The 12391-nt window shown below is 49.4% G+C and carries 12 protein-coding genes; 7 read left to right on the forward strand and 5 right to left on the reverse strand.

Annotated features, from left to right (window positions below):
- The first annotated feature begins 99 nt into the window (after positions 1–99).
- From RGU75_RS02730 to RGU75_RS02745, 4 genes are all read left to right on the forward strand, one after another.
- Positions 100–1188, forward strand: a complete 1089-nt coding sequence (locus RGU75_RS02730; protein ID WP_322232767.1) for an aminoglycoside phosphotransferase family protein — start codon at positions 100–102, stop codon at positions 1186–1188.
- A 93-nt stretch (positions 1189–1281) separates the two neighbouring features.
- A complete protein-coding gene (murU, locus tag RGU75_RS02735) occupies positions 1282–1992 on the forward strand; it encodes an N-acetylmuramate alpha-1-phosphate uridylyltransferase MurU (protein ID WP_322232769.1) in 711 nt (236 codons plus the stop codon).
- Positions 1993–2155: 163 nt separating this feature from the next.
- Positions 2156–3496: an aminopeptidase P N-terminal domain-containing protein gene (locus RGU75_RS02740; protein WP_322232771.1), complete on the forward strand. Its 1341-nt coding sequence runs from the start codon at positions 2156–2158 to the stop codon at positions 3494–3496.
- A gap of 10 nt (positions 3497–3506) precedes the next feature.
- Positions 3507–4661, forward strand: a complete 1155-nt coding sequence (locus tag RGU75_RS02745) for a UbiH/UbiF/VisC/COQ6 family ubiquinone biosynthesis hydroxylase (RefSeq protein WP_322232773.1) — start codon at positions 3507–3509, stop codon at positions 4659–4661.
- A 121-nt stretch (positions 4662–4782) separates the two neighbouring features.
- On the opposite strand, the gene kdsA is transcribed toward RGU75_RS02745, so the two are convergent.
- From kdsA to RGU75_RS02770, 5 genes are all read right to left on the reverse strand, one after another.
- Entirely contained in the window at positions 4783–5625 is an 843-nt protein-coding gene (gene kdsA, locus RGU75_RS02750; protein ID WP_322232774.1) for a 3-deoxy-8-phosphooctulonate synthase, read from the reverse strand.
- Positions 5626–6103: 478 nt separating this feature from the next.
- Complete coding sequence (locus tag RGU75_RS02755) at positions 6104–7564, reverse strand: NAD(P)(+) transhydrogenase (Re/Si-specific) subunit beta (RefSeq protein WP_322232776.1); 1461 nt, start codon at positions 7562–7564, stop codon at positions 6104–6106.
- Positions 7564–7896: an NAD(P) transhydrogenase subunit alpha gene (locus tag RGU75_RS02760; RefSeq protein WP_322232778.1), complete on the reverse strand. Its 333-nt coding sequence runs from the start codon at positions 7894–7896 to the stop codon at positions 7564–7566. The genes RGU75_RS02755 and RGU75_RS02760 overlap by 1 nt, the downstream gene beginning before the upstream one ends.
- A gap of 71 nt (positions 7897–7967) precedes the next feature.
- Positions 7968–8324: an aspartate 1-decarboxylase gene (gene panD, locus RGU75_RS02765; RefSeq protein WP_322232780.1), complete on the reverse strand. Its 357-nt coding sequence runs from the start codon at positions 8322–8324 to the stop codon at positions 7968–7970.
- 71 nt (positions 8325–8395) lie between these two features.
- Complete coding sequence (locus tag RGU75_RS02770; protein ID WP_322232782.1) at positions 8396–9511, reverse strand: Re/Si-specific NAD(P)(+) transhydrogenase subunit alpha; 1116 nt, start codon at positions 9509–9511, stop codon at positions 8396–8398.
- Positions 9512–9858: 347 nt separating this feature from the next.
- Here RGU75_RS02770 and RGU75_RS02775 point away from each other — a divergent pair, with 347 nt between their 5' ends.
- The 3 genes from RGU75_RS02775 to RGU75_RS02785 all read left to right on the forward strand — a co-directional run bounded on the left by RGU75_RS02775 (position 9859) and on the right by RGU75_RS02785 (position 12345).
- Positions 9859–10362: an NUDIX hydrolase gene (locus RGU75_RS02775; RefSeq protein ID WP_322232784.1), complete on the forward strand. Its 504-nt coding sequence runs from the start codon at positions 9859–9861 to the stop codon at positions 10360–10362.
- Positions 10355–11491, forward strand: coding sequence for a tRNA 2-thiouridine(34) synthase MnmA (gene mnmA / locus RGU75_RS02780; RefSeq protein WP_322232787.1), 1137 nt, complete (start codon positions 10355–10357; stop codon positions 11489–11491). Before RGU75_RS02775 ends, mnmA begins: the two co-directional genes overlap by 8 nt.
- A 578-nt stretch (positions 11492–12069) precedes the next feature.
- Positions 12070–12345: a DUF4148 domain-containing protein gene (locus RGU75_RS02785; RefSeq protein WP_322232789.1), complete on the forward strand. Its 276-nt coding sequence runs from the start codon at positions 12070–12072 to the stop codon at positions 12343–12345.
- Positions 12346–12391: the final 46 nt, after the last annotated feature.

Here is a 12391-nt window from a genome sequence, read left to right on the forward strand (position 1 = left end):
AAGAAATGCATTGAGCAAACGCCATCGTAGGGATTTTTTAAAATTAATCCCTTATTATATGGGAACTGACTACCTACAACCGTATTCCTGGACTGCTTAATGACATCACCTGAATTATCGCCTCAATCTACGCCGCCAAGCACGCCCTCTTTAACTTCCGCTACACCGGATGTGCGCCTGACACAAATAATTGACTGGTTATCAACTTTAGTTGACCATCCTACTCTGGCGGAGTCGATCCGCCCTGCATCTGCTGACGCCAGTTTCAGACGATATTTCCGCATTGATGCTGCTAATTCAGGCGATGCTAAAACCTTGATAGTGATGGATGCACCTCAACCGCAAGAGGACGTGCGCCCATTTATTTCAATTGCCGCCCTATTTCATAATGCGGGCATGTCAACGCCGGACATTCTGGCGCAGGACGTTGAGCGCGGTTTTTTGTTGTTATCCGACCTCGGCCCGACAACTTATTTGCAACAACTCAATGATGGGAAAGCTGACCCTAACGCGCTCTATCTGGATGCAATTGATGCATTAGTTACAATGCAAACGCATAGCAAACCAGATGTTCTGCCAGAATATGACCGCGCTTTTTTATCAAAAGAATTACACATATTTTCTGAGTGGTACATCGGCAAGCATTTAAATGTCACATTGACCACAGAGCAAAGCGCTAGCCTCGATGGCGTCTTCAATGTCATTCTGGCCAACAATATGGCGCAACCGCAAGTCTACGTACACCGCGATTATCACTCACGCAACTTAATGGTATTGCCCAACGGCAATCCTGGCGTACTAGACTTTCAAGGTGCGCTGTACGGGCCCATCACGTATGACCTGGCTTCGTTGTTCCGCGATGTCTATCGCTCCTGGGACGAAGCACAGGTACTCGATTGGGTCATCCGTTATTGGGAACGTGCCAAACGCGTCGGCTTACCGGTTGCCCCTGATATCGACACCTTTTATCGGGATTTTGAATACATCGGCTTACAGCGTCATCTAAAAATTCTGGGATTATTTGCGCGCTTGAATTATCGCGATGGAAAGCCGGAATACATGCAACACATTCCGCAGGTTATGGACTATGTCCGAAAAGCGGCATTGCGCTATCGCGAATTGATTCCCCTGGTTCGCTTGATTGATAAACTGGAAGACACGCCACAGAAAATTGGCTATACGTTCTAAACCAGTATTTTTAAACCAGTTCAACCACTATTTTTTGTTGAATATATTGACGTATAAATACGCTAACGAAATAACTGAGACACCGAGCATTCCATGAAAGCAATGATTTTTGCCGCCGGTCGCGGAGAGCGCATGCGCCCGCTGACCGATACCACCCCCAAGCCGCTTTTAAAAGTCCGTGGCCGTCCACTCATCGTCTGGCATATCGTCAATCTGGTGCGCGCGGGCATCACCGACATCATTATTAATCACGCTCACCTGGGCCAATTAATTGAAGATACCATCGGTGATGGCAGCAAATACGGTGCCAAAATCACCTATTCAGCCGAAGGCACAGCGCTGGAGACCGCCGGCGCCGTCGCGAAGGCCCGCCATTTGCTCGGCGATGCGGCATTTGTCGCAGTCTCCGCCGACATTTACTGCCCTTACTTTAATTTTGAACAGGTTAAAACTACGTTAGAAGATAACGACTTATGGGGCGTTCCCCACCCGATTGAAACCCGCGATGTAGCATGGTTATATCTGGTAAAAAATCCGGCGCATCATCCCGAAGGAGACTTTGTAGTCAACAGCTTTTCAGTCTCCAATAAAGGAAACGAAGGCGAACCGCGCTTCACTTATTCCGGCATCGGCGTCTTCCGTCCGATGATGTTCGATTCCATTGCTGCGGGCGAATTCGGAAAACTGGCACCAATATTGCGGCAATATGCTGATCTCAACCAAATCGGTGGAGAGGTGTATCGTGGAGACTGGACGGATGTTGGCACTATCGCGCGGCTGGAGCAATTGAACGCACCGTTGTAAACACATTTTGTAAAAAAGGCCGCAATTTCCAGGCGGCTGCCGCAAGCATTCGTAGCAACGATTTGTTGCAACGATTTGTTGCAACATTAAGATCAGCATCAAATGACCGGTACTTCCCGACATAGCGCGCATCATCGACATTAACTCAAACGCAAGGATGCACATGACCCCTTACTCCACACGACGTGCCCAGCTAATCGCCCTGATGCAAGCCAAGGGTGGTGGCGTCGCGATCATTCCGACTGCACCTGAAGTCATGCGCAACCGCGATGCCGACTATCCTTATCGCCACGACAGCTATTTCTATTATCTGTCAGGCTTTATGGAGCCGGAAGCGGTCGTCGTGCTAATCGCGGGAGAGCATCCAAAAGCCATTTTATTTTGCCGTGAAAAAAATCTGGAACGCGAAATCTGGGATGGCGTCCGTTATGGTCCTGTTGCTGCACGCGAAAAATTTGGCTTTGATGCCACATTTCCGATCGAATCGCTGTCCACTGAAATGCCAAAACTGTTGGCCGATACGCCCTCCGTTTTTTATGCACTTGGCCATCAGAGCGAATACGATGAAAAACTGCAAGGTTGGTTAGGCAGCGTGCGTGCCATGGGTCGCGCCGGGGTTGTTGCCCCGTCTGCCATCCATAACGTTCAGGTATTGATGGACGAAATGCGCTTGTTCAAAGACGCCGATGAAATCGCCTTGATGCGACGGGCCGGTGAGATTTCCGCTGCAGGTCATTGTCGCGCCATGCGATTCTCCGGACCTGGTTTGCGCGAATACGAACTTGAAGCAGAATTGCTCCACGAATTCCGTCGCCAGGGGTCGCAATATCCCGCCTACGGATCGATTGTCGCTACCGGCGCTAATGCTTGCGTCCTGCACTACCGCGCCAGCGATGCGATCCTGAAAGACAGCGATCTGGTTCTCATTGATGCTGGCTGCGAATTCGATAGCTATGCGGGTGATATTACGCGCACTTTTCCTGCAAACGGCATCTTCTCCGGCCCGCAAAAAGAACTCTACGAGATTGTGCTGGCCTCGCAAAATGCTGCCATTGAAGTTACGCGTCCGGGCAAGCATTTTATGGACGGTCATGACGCCGCCGTTCGCGTACTGGCACAAGGCATGCTGGATACAGGACTGCTCAACAAAAACAAAGTCGGGTCACTGGATGACGTCATTACCAACGGTGATTTCAGGCAATTTTATATGCATCGCACCGGTCATTGGCTGGGCATGGATGTGCACGATGTCGGCGAATATCGCGACCTGGATGCGTCAATCGCTGGAGGCGAACCGAAACCCTGGCGTGGTTTGCAACCCGGCATGGTGACCACTATCGAACCGGGTATTTATGTGCGACCGGCAGAAGGCGTTCCAGAAAAATACTGGAACATCGGCATCCGGATTGAAGACGATGCTTTAATCACCAACACGGGCTGCGAACTCATGACCACTGGCGCACCACGCACTGTTGCTGATATCGAAGCGCTGATGCGGAAATAACCACCTGATAATGACAGACAACACACATATACCGCTGCATACAGACATCGCCATTTGTGGAGCCGGTCCGGTTGGCGTCACACTCGCCGCCCTGTTAATCAAGCGCGGCGTCGCACCGGATCGCATTGCCCTGATCGATGGAAAAACCATTGATCAGGCGCGCCTTGATCCACGCGCAATTGCCCTCTCGTATGGCAGCCGTCAAATTCTGGAAGATGTCCGCGCGTGGCCGTTAGCGGCGACCGCGATTCATCAAATCCATGTTTCGCGTCGGGGGCATTTCGGCCGCACGCTCATTGAGCGCGCCGACTATCAAATACCGGCATTAGGCTACGTTTGCCGCTATGGCGATTTGATTACGACATTGACCGCGTTACCCGAATTACATGGTATTACTTTGCTGCGTCCAGTTCAGGTCAGCGCCAGCAACGAACAAAGCGACGGTGTCACCATCACATTATCGGATGGTCGCGTGCTGCGCAGCAAGATAATGGTGCAGGCTGAGGGCGGATTGTTTGGCGCGCAAACGAACAAAGAATTACAACGTGATTACGATCAGATCGCTATTGTCGCGCACGTGCAAACCAGTGCGCCTGTTCCACATCGCGCATTTGAGCGCTTCACCGATCAAGGGCCGCTGGCGCTTTTGCCGCAAGATGATGGCTACGCGTTGGTCTGGTGCGTACGTCCTGATAACGCTGCGAAATTGCTCACGCTGCCTGATGAACTATTTCTGAAAGCACTTGAAAATGCTTTTGGCGGTCGAGTCGGACACTTCATTCGTATGTCGTCTCGCAACAGTTTCCCCCTGGGCTTAAATGCCCATCCCGCCTCTTCAGTACACACGGTCGCCATTGGCAATGCCGCACAAACACTGCATCCCGTCGCTGGCCAAGGTCTTAATCTGGGCTTGCGCGACGCAGCCGTCCTGGCGAAATTGTTGGCGCAAGAAGTTTCACCTTTAACGTTGGAGAAATTTTCTAACAGTAGAAAAACCGATCGCAGCATGACGATTCATATGACCGACCTGATGGCAAGGGTTTTTGCCAGTGCACCACAAGGCGCACTCTCGCAAACACTACTCGGGTTATCACTAGGTCTTGTAGACGCAATCAAGCCAGCGAAAAATATGCTGGCTGAGCAGATGATGTTTGGGCGGCGTTGAGATCAATTTGAGCGTTTTAATCGGCATCTGATAAATTTATTAAATGCCGATCTGCGTGTCTGGCAACTCAGACCAAGATCATCGATTCATTACCTGACACATGACATGACCATGTGCTTACTCAAATAATGCTCAGCGGAGCAAACGATTTAACCAAATCGTCCAAAGCCTTAAGTTGTAGCAGGAAAGGCTCCAACTTATCGAGAGGTAATGCGCTTGGTCCATCACATTTAGCCGAGTCGGGATCTGGATGCGCCTCTAAAAAAAGACCCGCAAGCCCGGTAGCCAGACCAGCGCGAGCCAACTCAGCAACTTGCTGACGCCGACCGCCTGAAGCGGCTCCCATCGGATCGCGCTGCTGTAGTGCATGCGTCACATCGAAGATAATCGGCAGATCATTGCAGACCTTTTTCATAACACCAAAACCTAGCATATCCACCACCAGATTATCATATCCAAAACAGGTACCGCGATCACATAAGATGAGTTGATCGTTACCTGCTTCTTTAAATTTTTCGACGATGTTAGCCACTTGCGTTGGACTCAAAAATTGTGGCTTCTTAATATTGATCACCCGCCCGGTCTTCGCTAACGCGACCACCAGATCGGTTTGGCGCGCCAGAAAAGCCGGCAACTGCAATACATCAACAACTTCCGCCAAGGGTGCTGCTTGCCACGATTCATGCACGTCAGTGATGATAGGTACGCCAAAGGTCGACTTGACTGCTTCGAATATCTTTAGCCCCTCTTCAAGCCCCGGACCGCGGTAAGAGTGAATCGAAGAGCGATTAGCTTTATCGAAACTAGCTTTAAATACGAACGGAATACCAAGCTTCTGGGTGACACGGACGTATTCCTCACAAGTACGCAAGGCAAAATCTTTTGATTCGAGGACGTTGATCCCACCGAATAAAACAAACGGCGCAGCATTGTCCACATCAATAATGTTATTAATTTTAATCATCAGAACCTTTGTAGATTTTTTAAAGGCACAAAATACAACTATTATTTTGCACCGAAATTAGATAGATCATCCTCACATACAAGCAATTACACGACTTATTTCGGAAGTCGTGACGCACTGCACGCATGGGAAAAACTGAGCGCTTCAAAGCGTTATTTCCAGCGACGCCCCAAGAAATAACAAGGCTTGCTGGAGAATCAATAAAACTACCTAAAAGGCAATATTTAACATCTACAAACCTCAAAAACGTAGTATTCCATGAAAAATGGGAAAAAGTATTTTGCGATGGAAAGATTTCCAGAAAATAAATCAAAAATACAAGAAGAAGAATCTGGCTGAATTTATTATAAAAAGGGACTTCATGCAAAATATAGTGAGAAAATTAATTTAAGCCAACGCAACAAAAATCGCTCCAATAAAAAACCGCGCTGATGAATGTGTATTCATCAACGCGGTTTTATACGTACAAACACAAGATTTATTCGACCGCTTTCACCATCGCCTCAATCACCTTCTTAGCATCCCCAAACACCATCATGGTTTTATCCATATAGAACAACTCGTTGTCCAGACCGGCATAACCAGAGGCCATTGAGCGTTTGTTGACGATGACGGTTTTGGCTTTGTAGACTTCCAGAATCGGCATGCCTGCAATCGATGATTTTGGATCTTTAGCAGCAGGATTAACCACATCATTCGCACCCAGCACCAGCACCACATCAGCCTGACTGAAATCGTTGTTGATGTCTTCCATCTCGAACACTTGATCGTACGGCACTTCGGCTTCTGCCAGCAGTACGTTCATGTGTCCCGGCATACGTCCTGCCACCGGATGGATCGCATACTTCACGATCACGCCTTTGTGCGTCAGCTTCTCGGTCAGTTCCTTTAACGCATGTTGCGCGCGTGCTACAGCCAAGCCATAACCAGGAACGATGATGACAGTTTCTGCGTTACCTAGCAGAAACGCAGCGTCATCAGCCGAGCCGGATTTGACTGGACGCTGAACTTGCGACCCGGCGGCGGCAACGGCACTCGTGTCGCCACCAAAGCCACCCAGAATCACATTAAAGAACGAACGATTCATCGCCTTGCACATGATGTAAGACAAAATCGCACCGGAAGAACCGACCAGTGAACCGGCAATAATCAGCATCGAATTGTTGAGCGAGAAACCGATTCCGGCCGCTGCCCAACCAGAGTAACTGTTCAGCATCGACACGACCACCGGCATATCCGCGCCACCGATTGGAATGATGATCAGTACGCCGAGTACAAACGCGATGAGCGCCATCAAAATAAATGGCAGCCATGCTTGCGTCATGACAAAGATAATGCCCAGAATCAGCATTGCTACAGCCAGCAACAGATTAATAAAGTGCTGACCGGCAAAACTTACCGGCGCACCCTGAAACAGACGGAACTTGTATTTTCCAGAAAGTTTACCAAATGCGATGACCGAACCAGAAAATGTAATGGCACCTACAAAAGTACCAATAAACAGTTCGATGCGATTACCGACTGGCAATGCCGCACCATGCGCCGCAATCCCGAAAGCCCAAGGCTCCGAGACCGCTGCGACCGCGATACAAACCGCAGCCAGACCAATCAACGAATGCATCGCTGCAACCAATTCCGGCATTTTAGTCATCTCAACGCTTTTGGCCAGATACGCGCCAATACCGCCACCGACTACTACACCACCAGCGACCAGCCAGAAGCCAAATCCAGCACCTTGCGATTCAACTTTCAATTTGATGATCAACGCTATCGTGGTCACAATCGCCAGCGCCATCCCACCCATACCGAACGCGTTTCCGCGCCGTGCAGTGGACGGATGCGATAGACCCTTTAGCGCCTGGATAAAACAAACCGACGCAATCAGATAAAACATTGTGACCAGATTCATACTTAACAAGTTAGCGATTTCGGCACCCATTAATGCGCTCCCTTATTGGTATCTGCATCTGCAGCTTTGGTCTTAGGCTCTTTTTTCTTGAACATTTCCAACATGCGCTGCGTGACCAAAAAGCCACCGAACACATTGACCGCAGCGAGTGCGACAGCTAATGTTCCGGCGATCTGACCGACCAGACCTTCAGTCAATCCGGCGGCCAACATTGCGCCGATAATAATGATCGCAGAAATCGCATTGGTAACGGCCATCAACGGCGTATGTAACGCCGGTGTGACAGTCCAGACCACGTGATAACCGACATAGATCGCCAGTACAAAGATGATCAAATTGGTGATGGTGTGCGACACTTCCATGTGTTCTCCCCCTTATTTTTTGACAGACCGCAGATTCAAAATGGTTGGTATGCGGTTGCTATCGGTTAGCCTTATTTCATCCCTGTCATGCGATTTTTATCGTCGACAAATACAACTTTCGGTACGTAAATCGCCGCATCCGCATCCGAAAATGGGGAATACGTACAAATAATCAACAAATCTCCCAGATGGGCGCAACGGGCGGCAGCGCCGTTGAGCGCAATCGCACCGCTGCCGCGCTCGGCACGGATTGCATAGGTCGAAAAGCGCTGACCATTATTGACATTATAAAGTTCGATTTTTTCGCCCTCAATAATATCGGCCGCTTCCAGCAGGTCTGGATCAATACCACATGATCCCTCGTAATGAAGGTCGGCTTGGGTAACAGTTGCGCGATGAATTTTCGCGCGTAACATGATGCGTTGCATTACTTCTTTCTCCTGTGTTCGATGGTGTCTGCCCGTTTTTACCTGCGCAGATCCACCGAAAATATGTAATGTTATTTGCGAAGAACTTCACCGCCGCTGCACAACAAGGTCGCGACAACAATATCGTCTTCACGGTTAATCACCAATCCACCCTCAGGATTGACGATCAACTTTAAGAAATCCAGTACATTGCGGGAATACAGCGCCGAGGCATCCGCGGCCACTAGCGCTGCCAGATTGCCTTCGCCGATAATGTGCACGCCGTGCTTGATGACGGTCTTGCCAGATTCCGATAAGGGACAATTGCCACCTTGATCGACTGCCATATCGAGAATCACCGACCCTGGCTTCATCGCCTTGACGGTCTCTTCACTGATCAGAATGGGTGCTTTGCGACCAGGAATCAATGCCGTTGTGATAATGATGTCGGCTAATTTGGCGCGCTCATGCACCAACTCAGCCTGACGTCGCATCCAGTCCGCTGGCATTTGGCGTGCATATCCACCGACGCCTTGGGCGATTTCTTTCTCTTCATCAGTAATAAAAGGCACATCGAGAAACTTGGCGCCCAGAGACTCAATCTGCTCTTTTACCGCTGGCCGCACGTCGGATGCTTCAATTACTGCGCCCAAACGTTTTGCCGTAGCGATTGCCTGCAAACCGGCCACACCCGCGCCCATGATCAGCATCCGCGCGGCCTTGACGGTTCCGGCGGCGGTCATCAACATCGGCATGAAGCGTTGGTAGGTATTCGCCGCCATCAGCACCGCTTTGTAGCCAGCAATGTTCGCCTGGGACGAAAGAACGTCCATCGATTGTGCACGTGAAGTCCGCGGTGCGGCTTCGAGTGCAAAAGCCGTCAGACCATGGCTTGCCATTACAACAATGTTTTCGGCATCAAAAGGGTTCAACATGCCGATAATGACCGTGCCGCTTTTGAGATGCGCGTACTCTTCTACCGCAGGAGCACGTACTTTTAACACCGTCTCTACACCAAACGCGTCTGCGACAGTGCCAATTTGCGCACCAGCCGCTGCATAAGCCTCGTCAGTGATACTCGACGAGATACCGGCACCAGCTTGCACTACAACGTGATGCTTTGCTGCTACTAACTTTTTGACCGTCTCTGGGGTCGCTGCAACCCGGGTTTCGCCAGGCCGCGTTTCGGCGGGGATGCCGATTTTCATAAGATTCTCCCTTATTGTGTAAAAATTCTTGTGGTAAATACACACTATTAATTTGTTGCCAACAGATGATATACCACGATGCTAAACCATACTGAATGACACAACGACAACGACAACGTCAATATACCGTAGAGAGTCCAATCAATTCAGACAGCGCGCTCCGATAACGGGTGGTAGGGATATTACACGGAATATTTATTGCTAAACAATATGAAACTAGTCATAACGCTCTATCAGGTCGTCATTTAATGAACATCGGCATTCTGTTGTGGTGGATACACGATATTGAAGGGGTTTGATCGAAAATTTGACAGCCACGTTAAAATGTCGGATTACCCGAGGAATTTATGACTGAAGTTTGGAAACCCTCTGCCACGGTAGCAGCCATTATTGAGCGTGACGGCCATTTTTTGTTAGTAGAAGAACACACAAATGACGGCCTTCGTATTAATCAGCCAGCCGGGCACCTGGATCCCCATGAATCACTGATTCAGGCGGTGGTGCGGGAAACGTTGGAAGAAACTGCACACGATTTCACCCCAACTGCGTTAATTGGTACCTATCTGGCCAGCTATTACTCTGCCCGCACAGGCGAAAGTGCCACATATTTACGATTTGTATTTTGTGGCACTGTCGGCAAAATACACAACCAACCACTCGACGAGGGTATTGTCGGCGTGCTGTGGATGTCGCGAGATGAATTAGCCGCTTGTCCAGAACGCCATCGCAGTCCGCAGGTTCTGCAATGTATAGATGATTACTTGCGTGGCGACCGAGTGCCGCTATCAACGCTACACACCCACGCCAGCGCGCTCACCCATCACAATGACAGCGGGAGCGACCATGTCTAAAGCAAAAAAACGCGTCGTTATCGGCATGTCGGGCGGTGTCGATTCGTCCGTCTCGGCATGGCTATTGAAGCAACAAGGCTATGAAGTGATCGGCCTGTTCATGAAAAATTGGGAGGATGATGACGACTCCGAATATTGCTCAACACGGGAGGACTGGATTGATGCTGTCAGCGTCGCCGACGTCATCGGCGTAGATATTGAAGCTGTCAACTTTGCGGCTGAGTACAAAGATCGCGTCTTCGCAGAATTTTTGCGCGAATATCAAGCCGGTCGCACCCCGAATCCTGACGTATTGTGTAATGCCGAGATCAAATTTAAAGCCTTTCTTGATCACGCAATGAAGCTCGGCGCTGACCTGATCGCGACCGGCCATTATGCCCGCGTACGTCAAGCGCCAGCTGGCAATTTTGAGTTATTAAAAGCGCTGGATGCCAGCAAAGATCAGAGTTATTTTTTGCATCGGCTGAATCAGGCCCAATTGTCGAAGACCTTATTTCCTCTGGGCGAAATCCAGAAAACGGAAGTACGTAAAATCGCTGAACAAATTCAGCTCCCGAACGCAAAAAAGAAAGATTCGACAGGTATCTGTTTTATTGGTGAACGGCCGTTTCGAGAATTCTTGAATCGCTATCTTTCGTATCAACCCGGCCCGATGAAAACCGACGCTGGCGACACCGTTGGTGAACACGTTGGCCTGAGTTTTTACACACTCGGCCAGCGCAAAGGAATCGGCATTGGTGGAATGCAGTCACATAAAAATGCTGCTGGTGATAGCGACCCTTGGTACGTCGCAAAAAAAGACATTGAAAGTAACACGCTGCACATAGTGCAAGGCCACGATCATCCTTGGCTGCTCTCATCGACGTTAGAGGCGGGACAAGTCAGTTGGGTCGCAGGTGAAGCGCCAAAACAAGCGCAATTATCTGCAAAGACCCGCTATCGCCAGGCCGATATGGCATGTAACTTTAATGGCAACTTCGCCAATACCGCAGCTGACACGACCCAAACTTTTACCCTCAACTTCGACGCTGCCCAATGGGCAGTCACGCCGGGACAGTCTGCAGTGCTATATGAGGGCGATGTTTGTCTGGGCGGAGGAATTATCATGTCATCTGGAGACGAAAAATAAAGCAAAGACATGCAATATAGATACTATGACAACCTCTTAAAGCGTTAATGGACACCCCCCAGCCAGCGACCTGACAACCCACTTGTTGGAATTCGTCGCACATCCTTTACGGACCTTCGCGCTAAGAACGCCTCCGTTAATGCGTCGCGCTATTAACGTTACTTTTTGCAGTGCACCGGGTGGAAGATTAGCAATAGCTTCCATTCGCCTTCGCGACCTGCTGCATGTCGCTTGGTGATTGCCTTTCGCGCCTATCCATCTTGCGATTTCCCCTTAGCCGAGCCAGAAGACCCTACCAAAAAGTTTTCCCGATACAACAAATGGAAACACCACCCAAAATTTCAACCCCTTTATTATTTCTAATAATGAAATAGTGAATTATGAATTTTGCTGTTTATTGACGGGAAAGGATTATTTATAATTCATTTCATCGAGGAAACGACAACGGCTTCCCGCCAATATGACACAGTCAGGCGGAAGAAAGTAAAGAAGTACTCGTTCACTGAGGCAGGACCCGATAGGCGTTAATCGCCCGTTCCGCCAAGCCCGGTGTTGAAATTAACTTTATGGAGAAATATATGAACACCAAACAATTGATCGCTGGTTTAGTTGTCTTAGCTGCCGCTGGTAGTGCTTTTGCTGAAATGCCTTACCCTGCGGATGATCATTTCGTTTCAACCAAAACCCGCGCCGAAGTGAAGACCGAATTAGTGGCAGCACAAGCACAAGGTTTGTTGAATCAAAACCACGCCCGTTATCCAATTCTGCCTTCAGAACAAAGCTCGCTAACACGCGCTCAGGTTGAACAACAAGTTTCTGAAAAAACAGATATGTCAATTAACACGGGCAACTAATCAACCGAGTCAAAGACAGGTATGCGATAGTATGAATATCGCTGCT

Origin of the sequence: Glaciimonas sp. CA11.2 (assembly GCF_034314045.1) — a bacterium.
Taxonomy (GTDB): domain Bacteria; phylum Pseudomonadota; class Gammaproteobacteria; order Burkholderiales; family Burkholderiaceae_D; genus Glaciimonas.

Excerpts from the sequence above, each read along its gene's own strand:
- kdsA (WP_322232774.1), bottom strand. The coding sequence starts at position 5,625 with ATGATTAAAATTAATAACATTATTGATGTGGACAATGCTGCGCCGTTT.
- RGU75_RS02785 (WP_322232789.1), top strand. The coding sequence starts at position 12,070 with ATGAACACCAAACAATTGATCGCTGGTTTAGTTGTCTTAGCTGCCGCT.
- RGU75_RS02770 (WP_322232782.1), bottom strand. The coding sequence starts at position 9,511 with ATGAAAATCGGCATCCCCGCCGAAACGCGGCCTGGCGAAACCCGGGTT.
- RGU75_RS02760 (WP_322232778.1), bottom strand. The coding sequence starts at position 7,896 with ATGGAAGTGTCGCACACCATCACCAATTTGATCATCTTTGTACTGGCG.
- mnmA (WP_322232787.1), top strand. The coding sequence starts at position 10,355 with ATGTCTAAAGCAAAAAAACGCGTCGTTATCGGCATGTCGGGCGGTGTC.
- RGU75_RS02740 (WP_322232771.1), top strand. The coding sequence starts at position 2,156 with ATGACCCCTTACTCCACACGACGTGCCCAGCTAATCGCCCTGATGCAA.
- RGU75_RS02775 (WP_322232784.1), top strand. The coding sequence starts at position 9,859 with ATGACTGAAGTTTGGAAACCCTCTGCCACGGTAGCAGCCATTATTGAG.
- panD (WP_322232780.1), bottom strand. The coding sequence starts at position 8,324 with ATGCAACGCATCATGTTACGCGCGAAAATTCATCGCGCAACTGTTACC.
- murU (WP_322232769.1), top strand. The coding sequence starts at position 1,282 with ATGAAAGCAATGATTTTTGCCGCCGGTCGCGGAGAGCGCATGCGCCCG.
- RGU75_RS02745 (WP_322232773.1), top strand. The coding sequence starts at position 3,507 with ATGACAGACAACACACATATACCGCTGCATACAGACATCGCCATTTGT.
- RGU75_RS02755 (WP_322232776.1), bottom strand. The coding sequence starts at position 7,564 with ATGGGTGCCGAAATCGCTAACTTGTTAAGTATGAATCTGGTCACAATG.
- RGU75_RS02730 (WP_322232767.1), top strand. The coding sequence starts at position 100 with ATGACATCACCTGAATTATCGCCTCAATCTACGCCGCCAAGCACGCCC.